Source organism: Brevibacillus sp. HB1.4B (assembly GCF_013284285.1).
Lineage (GTDB): Bacteria > Bacillota > Bacilli > Brevibacillales > Brevibacillaceae > Brevibacillus > Brevibacillus porteri.
In genome coordinates this window covers 83,732-97,175 of sequence record NZ_JABSUT010000005.1, presented here as the reverse complement: position 1 = coordinate 97,175, position 13,444 = coordinate 83,732, and the positions used below count along the sequence as shown (strand labels likewise).

Below are 13,444 nucleotides of genomic sequence, written 5' to 3'. Positions count from 1 at the left end.
ATGAATCGAGGTACAAAATGAACTTACATGCACTCCGCATTTTTGTAGAAGTAGCGTCTCGGGGTAGTGTCACCGAGGCAGCAATCGCACTCTCGATCAGCCAGCCTGCCGTCAGTGCCCAAATCCGCAAACTCGAAAATGAATTGGGCATGACCTTGCTCGTCCCGGATGGTCGCGGCATTTCTCTCACCTATGAGGGGCGTTTTCTTTTTGAAAAAGCACGTCGTATTTACGACTGGGAACGCGAAATCGAAACACAGCTGACAGAGATGAAGCAAGGAAAGAAAGGAAAGCTCCGCATTGCTTCTACCTTTCTCCCCTCGCATTATCTCGTGCCACAGTGGCTGGCTCAGTACAAGCGCGATTTTGAAGGAGTGGATGTGGAAATTCGCACGCGCAATTCCATGCAATCCATTGAACTGCTTCTTAGCTGTGAGGTCGACGTGGCCGTTATTATCAAGGAATCGTGGGATGAGCTCCCTATCAATCGGCATCATTTGATGGATGTGCCTTATTGGTTTATATTGCCTGCTCACCATCCGCTTGCAGGAAAAAAGATCAGTATGGAGCAGCTCGTGGAGGAGCCGTTTTTGTTGCGGGAACAAGGCAGTTCTACCCGTGATTGGCTTTTTGCTCTCTGTCGCGAGCACGGTGTGAAACGTCCACAGGTCGGTATGCAGTATCACGGTCTGGTCGAGTCTATCCAATCCGTCCGGGCGGGATATGGGACGATGTTGGCTCCTGCTCTGGCCGTTAGGGAAATGGTAGAGCGTGGGGAGGTCGGTCGAGTAACCGTGCCAAGCGTAGAGATCAAGCGTCCCCTGTATGTCTGCACGCGTGATGATGAGACAGATCAGCGGCCTGTTGTGGCTCAGTTTTTGGATTTGCTAAAGCGTGAGAGGTCTTCGTGAATGCAGCCTTCTTCCAGAAAACACGCAAAAAAAAGAGGCTCTTCCTCGAAGGAATAGCCTCTTCTTATCCGCAATGCTTATGGGAACACTATTGTTTTGTTGCCGTACACCAGCACCCGATCCTCCAGATGCCAACGAACCGCACGCGCCAACACTGTACGCTCTACCTGACGTCCCAGCTGCTTCAGTGCCTCGACGTCCTCTTGATGCGATACACGTTGAACGTCTTGCTCGATAATCGGCCCTGCGTCCAGCTCTTCTGTGACGTAATGAGCAGTCGCCCCGATCAGCTTCACGCCGCGACGATACGCCTGCTCGTAAGGCTTCGCTCCGACAAAGGCTGGGAGGAAGGAATGGTGGATATTGATAATCCGCATCGCGTAGTCATCCAAAAAGCGCGGAGACAAAATCTGCATGTAGCGAGCCAGAACGATCAGATCAACGCCCTCTGCTGCTGCCAGCTGCGCTTCTTCTGCCTGCGGCTTGTTATCCTTCGTAACGGCGATGCAACGATACGGAATACCGAAGGACTCGACAGTCTCCTGCATATCAGGATGGTTGCTGACGACAACCGCGATATCCGCGAACAGCTCCCCGGACTTCCAGCGCCACAAGAGCTCCAAAAGACAGTGATCTTCTTTGGAAACAAACAACGCGACCTTCTTGCGCTTGTTCGCTTCAACCAAGGACCATTCCATGCCAAAGCTCTCGGCTACAGGGATGAATGCTTTCTTGATCTCTTCACAGCGCTCGTCCAGATTAATGAGATCGAATTCAATGCGCATGAAAAACCGGCCTGTTTCCGGATCGGTCGTGTACTGGTCAGATTGAACGATGTTTGCTCCTTGTTGGAACAAGAAGTTCGACACCGCCGCGACGATACCCGCGCGGTCCGGGCAAGAAATCAGCATGCGCGCACGATCTTTGTTTTTCTCTCGATACGCGAGCCATTCTCTCTCTGATAACAATTGCATGGTTTACTCTCCTCCATCATAAAAAACAGCAAAAAGTTGTTTGCAATTATACCATTCCCAGAAGAGATTTCTATACCCAAATCGAGAGAAAAATGTTCACTTATCGATAAAAATTTTTAGATAGAGTGATTTCCAATCCCGTTTAGCAAAATATCTACGGTCAGGGCGATTTGCTCGTCGTCGCTGAACTGTGTAAATTCATCGGTATCCAAAACTTGCCGGAACAAAACGAGTCCGATCATCGAGGACAGGATCGCCCGAAAGACAGCCTGCGTCGGGAGCGGACGCAATTCGCCCACATCTACCTTTGCCTCGATCAGCTTATTTGCCATCTCCTTCACACCTGTAAAAACTGTAGCGATTAGTGCTTCTCTGATTTCGTCGTGGAAAAAGGCTTCTTGCAGCAAAATGCGAATATGCTTTTCATTCGCCAGCACCAAGTCGATCCGGTTTCGATATAGCTCTGTCACGATTTGGGAGAATGTTTTTTTATTCTGCTCTTTGAAGATCTCACGGACATCCTTCAAAATGAACGGTGCCGCGAATTTGACCAACACAGGTGCTACGACGGCAAGTAAAATATCCTTTTTCGATTTGTAGTGGCGAAAAATCGTTCCCTCTGCCACTCCTGCTTCTTTGGCAATTTCAGAGGTTGAGCTGGCATGAAAGCCTTTTTCGGCGAACAGCTTCACTGATGCACGCAAAATATTGCGCTGCTTCTCCGTCATCTCACTCTCGTCTTTCAACTCTTCTACATATTGCAACAGGCCTTCTACAAATGTTGGCGGCTTGTTCATCCTTCTATTACGCTCCTCTTATTCGATCTTCTTGCGGAATCGCAGGATCGCGACGGTCAGGATCAAGAGACAAAAGCTGCTCATTCCGACGACATCCTTCCAGAGCGCATCGATGTCCACGCCCTTTAAGAAAATTCCTCGCAAGATTTCCAGAAAATAGGTCAACGGGACGAGCCCGCCTAACCATTGTATCACGAGCGGCATTGAATCGCGCGGGAACATAAAGCCGGAGAGAAGCACGCTGGGCAGGATAAAGGCGAATGCCATTTGCATCGCTTGAAGCTGGGTCTTTGCCACCGTAGAAATGAAAATGCCCAAAAGAAGCGTCGTCACCAAAAACAAGATAGACAACGTCACCAGAAGCGAAATGCTGCCTTTGACCGGAACCCCGAACCAATACGTTCCAACCAATAGCACCAGACAAAACGAAAAGAGACCTACACCTACATAGGGGGTAATTTTGCCGAGCATCAGCTCCAATGGACGTATCGGAGTCACGATTAACTGCTCCATCGTTCCCCGCTCCTTCTCTCGTACGAGGGAAAATGCCGTCAGAATCATCGTGACGTTTTGCATAATCAAGCCGATCAGGCCGGGAATATTGAAGACAATACTCTCCATATTAGGGTTAAACAGCACGCGTGTATCCAAGCCAAGTGGCTGTTCCAGCTCCCCCAAACCTTGTTTTTGCAGCTTTATTTCCTGCAACGTGATTGCTTGATGTTGAACGATCAACTGAGCTTGAGAAGTGGCAGTCCGGGCGATATTCGGATCGGAACCATTAATAAGCATCTGCACATCTACTGGCTCGTTGCGATCACGCTTGCGGGTGTAGTCTGGCCCGATAATGAGCGCTACATTTACGGAGCCATCGTCTAACATGGCTTCGATCTCCTCGTAGCCACTTACATGGGCTGCCACCTCGAATACACGTGTATTGACGAACTGATCCACCAGCTCTCGGCTGGCAGCAGAAGGGCTTTGATTCCAGACTGCCATTTGGATGTCATTGACGTCTGTGTTGACCGCATATCCGAACAAAAACAACAGCATCAGCGGCATGACCAGTGCAATCGCCAGACTGGGACGATCTCGCTTGATTTGGATAACTTCCTTCTTCACGACAGACCAGTAACGCTCCCAGACAAAATACCTCATCGGACTCCCTCCTCCGCCACCTGTCTGGCTTCCTCCTGCCTAACCAAATCAATGAAGACATCCTCCAGATTGCCTACTCCCATGCGATCAATCAATTCTTGGGGAGTGCCTTCCGCCAGCAGATTGCCAAAAAAGATAAAGCCAATCCAATCGCATGTCTGTGCCTCATCCATGTAGTGTGTGGTCACCAGCACCGTGATCCCCTGTCTCGCCAGCGCATGAATGACGTCCCAAAAAATCCGGCGGGAAACAGGATCGACTCCTGCTGTCGGTTCGTCCAAAATCAACAGCTCCGGCTTGTGCAAAAGAGCGCAGGAGAGCGCGAGGCGTTGCTTCCATCCCCCTGACAGCGAACCCGCAAGCTGCTTTTCCCTGCCGGTCAAGTCTGCCATCTCAATCAGTTCCGTTTTCCGCTGCTTACGTTCTGCGCTGTTTAATTGATAAACTCCGGCATAAAAATCGAGATTCTCTTCTACTGTCAAATCTTCATACAGGCTGAACTTTTGTGACATATACCCGATCCGTTGCTTGATTTCCTCGCTCTGTGTCATGACGTCGAAGCCAAGTACCGTCCCCTTTCCCGTCGTCGGGGTCAACAAACCGCAAAGCATCCGGATTGTGGTCGATTTCCCTGAGCCATTCGGACCCAAAAAACCGTAAATCGAACCTCTCGGAACCGTCAGCGTCAAGCTGTTCACAGCTACTCGCTCTCCGAAACGCTTCGTCAATTGCTCGCATTGGATAGCGGCGTTCATTGACCTCCCTCCTCGTCTGCAAGGAGCACATCGGCAGGCATACCTGGTTTGATTTTGTCGAGTCCTTCTGTGATGTGTATCGTAACAGCGAACACAAGCTTGGTGCGTTCATCTGGCGTCTGTACATTTTTCGGCGTGAACTCTGCTTTTTCTGAGATGCGACTGATCGTTCCCGTAAAGGTCTCCTCAGGATAGGCATCCACCTTGATGCCAACCTCTTGCCCTTTTTTCACCCGATTCAATTGTGCTTCCGGGATGTACACGACGAGCTCGAGCAGATTTGGCTTCATCATCGTAAACAAGGTAGCGCCTGTTTTGGCTACTTCCCCTTGTTCGATAGAGGAGCGCAAGAGAGTACCATCGTCTGTTGCAGTAATCTTGGACTTTTCCAACTGCAATAAGGCTTGATCCAGTTTCGCTTTCGCCTGCTGCTGGGTGGCGAGCATTGCCCGAATTGCGTAATCGGTACTTCCTTCCTTCACCTGATCGAGATCCGCCTGCGCTCCGGCTTGCGCGGCTTGTGCTGTACCGATTTGGGCCGCAGCAGCAGCGATGTCTTCTTGTGCAGAGCGATACTGTGCCTGTGTCTGAGCTACTTGTGCCGTCCATTGATCTGCCTGCGTTTTTGCCTGATTCACTGCTTCTTTTTGCGTGTCGAGGTCTTTGGCAGAGATTGCTCCTTTTTCGAAGAGCGCTGTTGCTTCCTCGAGTCTTTTTTGTTGATACAAAAGGGTCTGCTGCGCCCCCTGCCATTGCGATTCTGCCTGCGTCATCTGCTCAGTCGCTCGTGCTTTTCCTGCTTCCGCCTGATTTTTTCTCGCTTGTGCCAGTTGGATATTCGCATTTGCTTGCTGGACGTTGGCCATGTTTCTTTGGATCGTCGTGTCGCGTGAACCAGCTCTCGCCTCTTCTAGTCTAGCTGTCGCTTGGTCCAATGCTGCCTGTGCTTCTGCCACAGTAATTTGGTAGCTTCGTTTATCGATTTGGGCTAGCACTTGTCCTTTTTTTACTGCACTTCCCTCTTCTGCCGTAACGTTTGTCACCAATCCGCCTACTTCCGCTACGATCGGCAGCTCGATGGCCTCAATTGTGCCGGACAGAGACGGATGATTTTCGGATGTCCAATTGCAGCCCGACAATGCCAGTAACAGTCCCCCGATACATATAGAGCGAACAACTGGTTTCATAAACGCTTCCCCCTACCTACGTAATAGAGTGAGTAATCACTTTCTTTTTATGAGAAAAAAGCAAGCCACAGAACCAGGCTCTAGATGATCTTTTTGATTAGCGAGTGATTACTCACTTTTAATTGTGAGTATATGCTCCTCTTTTACGAAATGCAATTCCTTTTTCTAGAATGCGCAATCGAAAAGAAACCCTGTCTGATTATTCATGCTATGATGAAGACAAGTCCGTTGGCATCGTGTATCAGATACCGTCGGGATGGAAAGGATTAGGAGCATCGGGTTTTTAACTACCATGTAGGGAGTGAAAATGTCTATGATGATTAGCAAAGTCGGTCAAATCATGCTGTATGTCAATAACCAGGATCAAGCAGTGAGCTTTTGGACAGAAAAACTAGGGTTTCGTGTTGTTTCAGAAGAGAAAAACGGTGAAATGAGATGGATTGAAATTGCTCCCGCACAAGGCGCTGAAACAAGCATCGTTCTGCACAATAAGGAATGGGTTGCGAAAATGTCGCCCGGAATGAATCTTGGCACTCCTTCGCTCCTGCTCTTTTCGGAAAATATCGAGGACTTGCGTAACGACCTCATGAATAAAAATGTGAAGGTTGGAGACATTGTTACGATGCCTTCGGGCCGCGTCTTTAACTTCGCAGACGATGAAGAAAATTACTTTGCTGTGCTGGAGAAAAAGTAAATATAATGAGGCGGCTGACTTGAATGGTCGGCCGCCTTTTGTTTCATGCTTTTGTTTCATGCCTCTTTAATCGAACTTTAATTTGGACAGGGCGTCTTTCAATGCTGAGTTGATTCCTTCGTCCTGTTCCTTGTCTTGCCCCTTCAAATACTTGGTTACTTCTTTCTTCGAAACCTTGCTGCCCTTTTCCTTATCGCGACGCTCCTGGAAGGTCTTCAGTTTCTCCTTGTGCCCACAACCGCAGACAAAGGTTTGTCCTTCCCCTTCTCCGCGCAGCTCCAATCTTTTGTGGCATTTTGGACATCTGGCATTGGTCTGCTTGGCAATGCTTTTGCGATAGCCGCATTCCCGATCCTGGCACACCTGCATTTTGCCGCGCTTTCCGTTTACCTCCAGCAAAAACTTATTGCACTCCGGGCACCTGCTTCTGGTCAGGTTGTCGTGCCGGAAAGTCTGATCGCTGTTCTTGATCTGTTGGACGACTTCTTTGGCGTACGATTTCATCTCTTCGATAAACGCTCGCTTGTTCAAGCTTCCCTTGGCGATGGCACCGAGCTTTTGCTCCCATTGGGCGGTCAAGGTCGGCGACTGCATTTCATCTGGGACGAGCTCTAGCAATTGCTTAGCTTTTGCGGTGACAAAAAGATGCTTGCCGCGCTTTTCTAGCAAAAAGCTGTTGAACAGCTTCTCGATCACATCCGCGCGTGTGGCTACCGTACCCAGTCCGCCCGTTTCCCCAATCGTTTTGATCAAATCCTTGCTCTCGTTCGCCATGTATTTCGCCGGATTTTCCATCGCAGACAGCAGACTCGCTTCTGTGAAAGGCTCTGGCGGCTTCGTTTCGCCCTTAGTCTGGGATATCGACTGGATGTGCAGGCGATCTCCTTTGGCTAGAGAAGGCAGAATCTGTTCCTTTACGTCATCCTTCGCATCGTCTTCTTCTACATCGTGGTCATACGCCTCTCTCCAGCCTTGGGAGAGCACGGTTTTTCCTTTTGCCAGGAACGTTTCATTCCCGATTTTCGTCTGGATGGTCGTTTGCTCGTATTCGAAGGCAGGCAGCAGAACAGCCAGGAAGCGTTTCACGATGAGGTCAAAAATCTTGCGCTCCTTATCGCTCAAATCACCGAGAAAAACAGCTTGCTCTGTCGGGATGATCGCATGATGGTCCGATACTTTGCTGTCATCCACGAACGATTTGTTCGCTTTGATCGGCGCACGCAGGATTCTGGCAGCGAGAGGCGCATATGGCTTCATTTGGACAGCCTTGATTCGATCCGGCAGCGTCTCGACGATATCAGCAGAGAGATAGCGAGAGTCTGTTCGTGGATACGTCACGGCCTTGTGATGCTCATATAGCCCTTGCATGATGGACAGCGTCTGCTTTGGTGAGTAGCCAAACATCCGGTTGGCATCCCGTTGCAGCTCCGTCAAATCGTACAGCTGTGGAGCATACGTCTTTTTGTGTGCACGAGTAATCTCGATGACTTCTGCGCTTTTCTCCTGTTTGAGCGAAGCTGTGAGCTGATCCGCTTTCTCCTTGGAAAACGTTTTGACATCCTTCGTTTGCTGATCTTGCCATTGGAGTTGAATCGGACCTTGGGCCACCGCAGACAGCCCGTAAAATGGCTTGGGTGTAAAGCGACGAATCTCCTCTTCTCGCGATGCCACAATGGCGAGTGTGGGCGTCTGGACTCGACCGCATGAGAGCTGTGCGTTATGCTTGCACGTCAAAGCGCGGGTGGCATTGATTCCTACGAGCCAGTCTGCTTCTGCACGAGCAGCGGCGGAGGCAAACAAGTTTTCATAGTTTTTGCCGTCCTTTAGATTGCGGAAGCCTTCACGGATCGCCTTATCTGTCACCGAGGAAATCCACAAACGCTTGATTGGTTTATTCACGTGCACCAGCTCGAGAATCCACCGGGCAACGAGCTCTCCTTCACGCCCTGCATCCGTCGCAATGACGATCTGCCCGACATCGTTGCGACGCAATTGTTGTTTGACGACTTGGAATTGCTTGTTGCTTTCCTTGATCACGACCAAGCGCAATGGGGACGGCATAATCGGCAAATCCTCGATTCGCCACGAACTGAATTGTTGCCCGTACGCTTCAGGATCAGCGAGAGTGACCAAATGCCCAAGCGCCCACGTTACGATATATTTATCTCCTTCAAAAAAGCCGTTTCCTTTTTTGTGACACTGCAATACTTTCGCAATGTCGCGTCCAACCGAAGGCTTTTCTGCCAGTACAACTGTTTTACTCATGTACGACATCCTTTCAAACCAATTCAACAATCTGTATCCATTGTAAACAAAAAAGCAGGAAGAAGGGGCTTTTAAATGTTCCGAGATCATAAAGTTTTAGACGAATTGGAAAAAACTTCATAAGGATCCTTGACCATTACGTAACGTAACAGTTTATAGTGAAGTCACCGGTGAAACGCTAGCGACCCAGAAAGGGGCTGATCATGAAGCAACAGTGGAAAGTAGGAGAACTTGCGAAAATGGCGGGTATTACGATACGAACTTTGCGTTTTTACGATCAGATAGGCTTGTTTTCACCATCTGGCTATTCGCCATCCGGATACAGACTCTACACCGAAAAGGACATTTCACGTCTACAGCAAATTTTGTCCTTAAAGGAGTTGGGGCTATCGCTGGAGCAGATTAAAGCCGTTATGGCCGGAGACCAACTCAGCCTGTCAGACATTGTTACCATTCAAATAGATAGCCTGAAAGAAAGTATCCGCATGCAGCAGAAACTCTTGCACGAGCTTGAGAATGTATCGAGTCGGATGCAAAGGAACGAACCGTTTACCGTTGAGCATTTCATGAACATCATACGGACGATGAGAATGAAGCATGAGAAATTTTTCGCCGAGAGAAAATCGAGTATGGATCACCACCTCGATCGACTTGGTGAATATTTAGACGAGCATCCGGAAGAACCCGGATAAGGAGGTTTCGACTGTGAGTGAACGATCTGCCAAACATTCCACATTTGTTATCGAAAGGAACTATAAACATGCCCCTGCCCGTGTATTCGCTGCATGGGCGGGTCAAGCAGCCAAAGCCAGCTGGTTTCCTAAAGCCGAAGAGTTCGACTTCCGCGTCGGCGGACGCGAATTCAATCGCGGTGGTCCGCCTGGGGGACCCGTTTACACATTCGATGCCTGCTATCAGGAGATCGTTCAGAATAGGCGAATTGTATACTCATATACGCTGGACATGGAAGACAAGCGGATGTCTGTCTCCGTGACGACGGTGGAATTCGATTCCGTGGACGGCGGCACGCGCTTGATCTATACCGAGCAGGGCGTTTTTCTTGACGATCTCGATACGGCTGAACAGCGTGAGCACGGAACAAAGGTGATGTTAGATCGGCTCGGAGAGGTTCTGGACGGCCAATGAAAGATGCTGCAATTGAATCGAATATCCGGGCCGGTTTGAACGAATGGATTGGGCTTGCCGTGCTTTCTTTGCCTGCCTTGCTCGTTTCGATTGACTTGTCCGTCATGATTCTTGCACTTCCTCACATAAGCGTCTCTCTCGGCGCTGACAGTACAGAGCAGCTATGGATCATGGACATTTACGGCTTCATGCTCTCGGGTTTTTTGATCACGATGGGCTCGCTCGGAGATCGGCTCGGCCGCCGTAAGTTACTGATGATCGGCGCAGCGGCATTCGGTTCGGCATCGGTGTTGGCCGCTTACTCCAGCACCTCTGGAATGTTGATTGCAGCACGGGCGCTACTCGGCATAGCCGGGGCGATGATATCGCCTTCGTCCCTGGCATTGATCAGCAATATGTTCCGCGACCATAAGCAACGTTCCCTCGCCATAGGCATATGGTTCATGTGCTCCATGGGAGGCATGGCGCTTGGCCCAGTAGTCGGCGGGATGATGCTGGAGCATTTTTCATGGGGCTCGATTTTTCTACTCGGGGTTCCAGTCATGGCGCTGCTGTTGTTGACTGCATCCCATCTTCTGCCAGAATATCGGGATCCCGCACCTGGTCATTTGGATATGACTAGCGTCATGCTGTCGATGTGCACCATTCTACCGGCAATATACGGCCTAAAGGAAATCGCTAAGCAAGGTCTACATATCTTGCCGCTCATTGCCATCGTGGCAGGTGTTGTTTTCGGGACGTTATTCGTAAGACGGCAGCAACGGTTGGACAGTCCGCTAATGGATTTGCGCCTATTCGCAACCCCCGCCTTCAGCACAGCACTGGGCGGCATGTTCGGCATCACATTGACAGGCGCTTCCATGCTCTTCATCGCACAGCATCTTCAATTCGTGGAAGGACTATCGCCGTTTGCGGCAGCGATGTGCATGCTCCCGGGAGTGGTTGCGTCGATGGCAGGCATGTTGTTGTCGCCGATCATCGCTCGGCGGGTCCGACCGTCGCTCCTTATCGGGGCAGGCCTTGCCGTCTCGGCGACTGGTTGTATTCTACTGTCCCAGGTAGGAGCGGGATCCGGACTCTCTACCCTGATCGTCGGTTATATCTTTTTTAATATGGGAGCAGCCCCGTTTGCGAGCTTGTCCAGCGATATCATTATCGGCTCAGCCCCTCCTGCGAAAGCGGGTTCGGCGGCGTCCTTGCTGCAAACGAGCGGTGAATTCGCATTCGCACTGGGTATCGCTGTATTAGGCAGCATTGGAACGTACGTGTACCGCACTCAAATTGCCGGCTTCATACCGGGAGATGTTACGACCTCCACATCCGCAGCCTCCCGCGAAAGTCTCGCTGGGGCAGTCTCGGCAGCTAAAGCTTTACCCGAACCTATTCGTTCAACACTTCTTCATGGCGCCCAGATAGCATTTACCGACAGCATGCATGCTGTTGTGGCCGTTAGTGGCGGGCTCATGATCGCTATCGCCATACTCACCGTGATCAAGCTTCGGCATATCCCCCGCATCGGGCAGAAAACACCAGGTGAGATGTAATTGTCTGCGGCAGTCAAGGACTTAATTTTCTCGTCCTAGGCTGCCGCTGTCTCATGGATGCGAGACAACCTTTTCATAAACGCAAGCGCACCAATCGGCAATTCAATTCAAGCAACCCTGTAACGATTGTAAACAAAAAAGCCGTAGGAGGGGAAATCCAATGCAGGAATGAATGAAAAAAGGGCCGTCTCTGGAATAGGGACAACCCTTCTATCTTTACATTTCACCCTATACACTTGTCGCCCTTTCCTGTAGCAGTCGCAACAGAGGTGTCAAAGGAAGATGCTTCACTGATTTCTTCTACTCAACCTCTGTTGAGAGGTCACCTAATTCTAGATCATCCCCTCCATCAGATGGGGTGCCTGTTGAGAACACGGAAAAATATTTATAGCTTTCATTCCCTGATGTATCCTTTACTGCTCCTTGGGCTACCCCTAAGAAGTACTCTGCATTATTTTTTAAAGGTGCATTCGGTTGGATCGTTACCGTGTCATTTTTGACGATAAAAGTTGCAGGAACCTCCGCAGCATTATCATCCATTAATAGGAATTCGTTTGTGCCACTTTTCACTTTGCGATCATACTTCATTTTAATCACCGCATTTACATCCACTTTTGTTTCCTCTTCATACGGCACTACATCGATTACGATAGGCGCTTGGTTGTTGCTGGTCACAAACTGAAATGAATACTTATCGATCGATTTAGTAGAATCAGTGGTGCTTACAATTGCTCCTTTGTCGATCTCGATCGCATATTTCGTATTTGATTTCAAAGTCTTGTCAGGACGAATATAGAGTGAGTTATTTTTAATCTCCAATTTTCCGCTGACTGGTGATTTTCCTTCAACCTTATAGAGAGCTACTACTGTTGACGGATCATTGTCAAAAGCAATTGGCACCGAGAATGTAAGCGCAGGTTGAATGTTTGTAGGAACATCTGTCTGCGCAATAATAGGATTAGAAACGGATACGAACACATCCCCAGGTTTTGGATAACTGATTAGGTTGTCGGAAATATACGTGCTATCGAGCTGGTATTCACTTTCGAATTTCGCGTCAATTTCCTCTAGCTGCTCATCATCAAGGAACTGATTCGGTACACCAAGCTCTTCTTGCTCCGATTTTGCTGATACGTTGTTGCTGTTAAGCGTTAGACTGAACATGAGTGTTACTGCGAGTAAGGCTTGAAATAAACTCTTCATGCTTCTCCTCCAAAATGGTTTGTTTGTTCATAAAAATCGTATTTCATTTTTAAGGCGTAACATACAGTTTTTTACACGAAATAAAAATACGGTTATTTTGGACTAGGATCTCTTTCATCCATCGTGACCTTCCTAAATTAGAAAACTCGGAGCAAGCTCAAGGCCTTCGTCTCCACTCCAAAAAGCGGTACGTCGACCAAAAAAAGAACGAAAGCAACAACCGCCTTCGTTCTTCCATACGTTTATGCAAAAAAATTCGGAAAGTCAAAGTCATCCCGTTTGCCCGCCAAAATATTTCGTAATAAAAGATCAGCGGTCTCGGAGGCAAACTGGTGATCCTCGCTCGTGATAACGCCTTTTTTCAATGCCTCATCGAGCTCATCCTGATCAAGCAGGTATACTTCTCCTGTCGGCAGTACCACGATGTCGAGGTACAGATCGTCATACCAGATATGCCCGATCTCATCCTTACCATGTCCCCGGCAAATATCGATATACCATTGCACCGTATTCCCTAACTCATCCATCATTTTCGTAACGGCATAAGCTTGACCATGGGGAAAATACTGCAAGTACACATATCCTCGATCGCCCACACACAGAGTTTTATCCCCGACAGGCATGTAAGCAGGCTCACTTACTTCGTCCAGAGTCAGACGGACAGTGTACCCAGAGAAAGATAAAGCTTCTACCCACTTTTGCTGGTAGCCCAATCGCTTCACGCGTCTCCAACCAGGTCGATCTGCTCGTTTTCGTTTCATAGCCTGCTCTCCCTCGTCGTTTTGGTTGCTTTTACTCTATCATGAATGG

Annotated in this window: 13 protein-coding genes; 5 read left to right on the top strand and 8 right to left on the bottom strand. The window is 49.2% G+C overall.

The genetic code is table 11. The features are described from left to right. Positions 1 to 17: 17 nt before the first annotated feature. Entirely contained in the window at positions 18 to 911 is an 894-nt protein-coding gene (locus tag HP398_RS13780; RefSeq protein WP_173622867.1) for a LysR family transcriptional regulator, read from the top strand. A gap of 77 nt (positions 912 to 988) precedes the next feature. Here the strand turns inward: HP398_RS13780 and purU are convergent, their stop codons facing one another. From purU to HP398_RS13755, 5 genes are all read right to left on the bottom strand, one after another. Further along, positions 989 to 1,885: a formyltetrahydrofolate deformylase gene (gene purU, locus HP398_RS13775; protein ID WP_017251536.1), complete on the bottom strand. Its 897-nt coding sequence runs from the start codon at positions 1,883 to 1,885 to the stop codon at positions 989 to 991. 116 nt (positions 1,886 to 2,001) lie between these two features. Beyond that, positions 2,002 to 2,682, bottom strand: coding sequence for a TetR/AcrR family transcriptional regulator (locus tag HP398_RS13770; RefSeq protein ID WP_017251537.1), 681 nt, complete (start codon positions 2,680 to 2,682; stop codon positions 2,002 to 2,004). A gap of 18 nt (positions 2,683 to 2,700) precedes the next feature. Next, positions 2,701 to 3,840: an ABC transporter permease gene (locus tag HP398_RS13765; RefSeq protein WP_173622866.1), complete on the bottom strand. Its 1,140-nt coding sequence runs from the start codon at positions 3,838 to 3,840 to the stop codon at positions 2,701 to 2,703. Further along, positions 3,837 to 4,595 carry an ABC transporter ATP-binding protein gene (locus HP398_RS13760; RefSeq protein WP_173622865.1) on the bottom strand — a complete coding sequence of 253 codons (759 nt, stop codon included), beginning with the start codon at positions 4,593 to 4,595 and terminating at the stop codon, positions 3,837 to 3,839. The genes HP398_RS13765 and HP398_RS13760 overlap by 4 nt, the downstream gene beginning before the upstream one ends. Continuing rightward, positions 4,592 to 5,782: an HlyD family secretion protein gene (locus HP398_RS13755; RefSeq protein ID WP_173622864.1), complete on the bottom strand. Its 1,191-nt coding sequence runs from the start codon at positions 5,780 to 5,782 to the stop codon at positions 4,592 to 4,594. The genes HP398_RS13760 and HP398_RS13755 overlap by 4 nt, the downstream gene beginning before the upstream one ends. A 316-nt stretch (positions 5,783 to 6,098) precedes the next feature. Here HP398_RS13755 and HP398_RS13750 point away from each other — a divergent pair, with 316 nt between their 5' ends. Then, positions 6,099 to 6,476, top strand: a complete 378-nt coding sequence (locus HP398_RS13750; protein ID WP_026043325.1) for a VOC family protein — start codon at positions 6,099 to 6,101, stop codon at positions 6,474 to 6,476. Positions 6,477 to 6,542: 66 nt separating this feature from the next. Here HP398_RS13750 and HP398_RS13745 read toward each other — a convergent pair whose 3' ends face one another. Continuing rightward, a complete protein-coding gene (locus HP398_RS13745) occupies positions 6,543 to 8,741 on the bottom strand; it encodes a DNA topoisomerase III (RefSeq protein ID WP_173622863.1) in 2,199 nt (732 codons plus the stop codon). Between the two features lie 203 nt (positions 8,742 to 8,944). Between HP398_RS13745 and HP398_RS13740 the strand changes: the two genes are divergently transcribed. From HP398_RS13740 to HP398_RS13730, 3 genes are read left to right on the top strand one after another with little or no spacing between them, the layout of a single operon-like run. Next, the gene (locus tag HP398_RS13740; RefSeq protein WP_017251543.1) at positions 8,945 to 9,433 is read left to right on the top strand and encodes a MerR family transcriptional regulator; all 489 of its coding nucleotides are present in this window, start codon (positions 8,945 to 8,947) and stop codon (positions 9,431 to 9,433) included. A gap of 13 nt (positions 9,434 to 9,446) precedes the next feature. Next, positions 9,447 to 9,887, top strand: a complete 441-nt coding sequence (locus tag HP398_RS13735) for an SRPBCC family protein (protein WP_173622862.1) — start codon at positions 9,447 to 9,449, stop codon at positions 9,885 to 9,887. Next, positions 9,884 to 11,431: an MFS transporter gene (locus HP398_RS13730; RefSeq protein ID WP_173622861.1), complete on the top strand. Its 1,548-nt coding sequence runs from the start codon at positions 9,884 to 9,886 to the stop codon at positions 11,429 to 11,431. The genes HP398_RS13735 and HP398_RS13730 overlap by 4 nt, the downstream gene beginning before the upstream one ends. A 300-nt stretch (positions 11,432 to 11,731) precedes the next feature. Here the strand turns inward: HP398_RS13730 and HP398_RS13725 are convergent, their stop codons facing one another. Next, positions 11,732 to 12,634, bottom strand: a complete 903-nt coding sequence (locus HP398_RS13725) for an Ig-like domain-containing domain (protein WP_173622860.1) — start codon at positions 12,632 to 12,634, stop codon at positions 11,732 to 11,734. A gap of 242 nt (positions 12,635 to 12,876) precedes the next feature. Beyond that, complete coding sequence (locus HP398_RS13720; RefSeq protein ID WP_173622859.1) at positions 12,877 to 13,395, bottom strand: ribonuclease FAU-1 family protein; 519 nt, start codon at positions 13,393 to 13,395, stop codon at positions 12,877 to 12,879. Positions 13,396 to 13,444 lie beyond the last annotated feature (49 nt).

Bases quoted from the DNA above. Each gene is read 5' to 3' on its own strand.
- HP398_RS13780 (WP_173622867.1), top strand. From the start codon at position 18: ATGAACTTACATGCACTCCGCATTTTTGTAGAAGTAGCGTCTCGGGGT.
- purU (WP_017251536.1), bottom strand. From the start codon at position 1,885: ATGCAATTGTTATCAGAGAGAGAATGGCTCGCGTATCGAGAGAAAAAC.
- HP398_RS13770 (WP_017251537.1), bottom strand. From the start codon at position 2,682: ATGAACAAGCCGCCAACATTTGTAGAAGGCCTGTTGCAATATGTAGAA.
- HP398_RS13765 (WP_173622866.1), bottom strand. From the start codon at position 3,840: ATGAGGTATTTTGTCTGGGAGCGTTACTGGTCTGTCGTGAAGAAGGAA.
- HP398_RS13760 (WP_173622865.1), bottom strand. From the start codon at position 4,595: ATGAACGCCGCTATCCAATGCGAGCAATTGACGAAGCGTTTCGGAGAG.
- HP398_RS13755 (WP_173622864.1), bottom strand. From the start codon at position 5,782: ATGAAACCAGTTGTTCGCTCTATATGTATCGGGGGACTGTTACTGGCA.
- HP398_RS13750 (WP_026043325.1), top strand. From the start codon at position 6,099: ATGATTAGCAAAGTCGGTCAAATCATGCTGTATGTCAATAACCAGGAT.
- HP398_RS13745 (WP_173622863.1), bottom strand. From the start codon at position 8,741: ATGAGTAAAACAGTTGTACTGGCAGAAAAGCCTTCGGTTGGACGCGAC.
- HP398_RS13740 (WP_017251543.1), top strand. From the start codon at position 8,945: ATGAAGCAACAGTGGAAAGTAGGAGAACTTGCGAAAATGGCGGGTATT.
- HP398_RS13730 (WP_173622861.1), top strand. From the start codon at position 9,884: ATGAAAGATGCTGCAATTGAATCGAATATCCGGGCCGGTTTGAACGAA.
- HP398_RS13725 (WP_173622860.1), bottom strand. From the start codon at position 12,634: ATGAAGAGTTTATTTCAAGCCTTACTCGCAGTAACACTCATGTTCAGT.
- HP398_RS13720 (WP_173622859.1), bottom strand. From the start codon at position 13,395: ATGAAACGAAAACGAGCAGATCGACCTGGTTGGAGACGCGTGAAGCGA.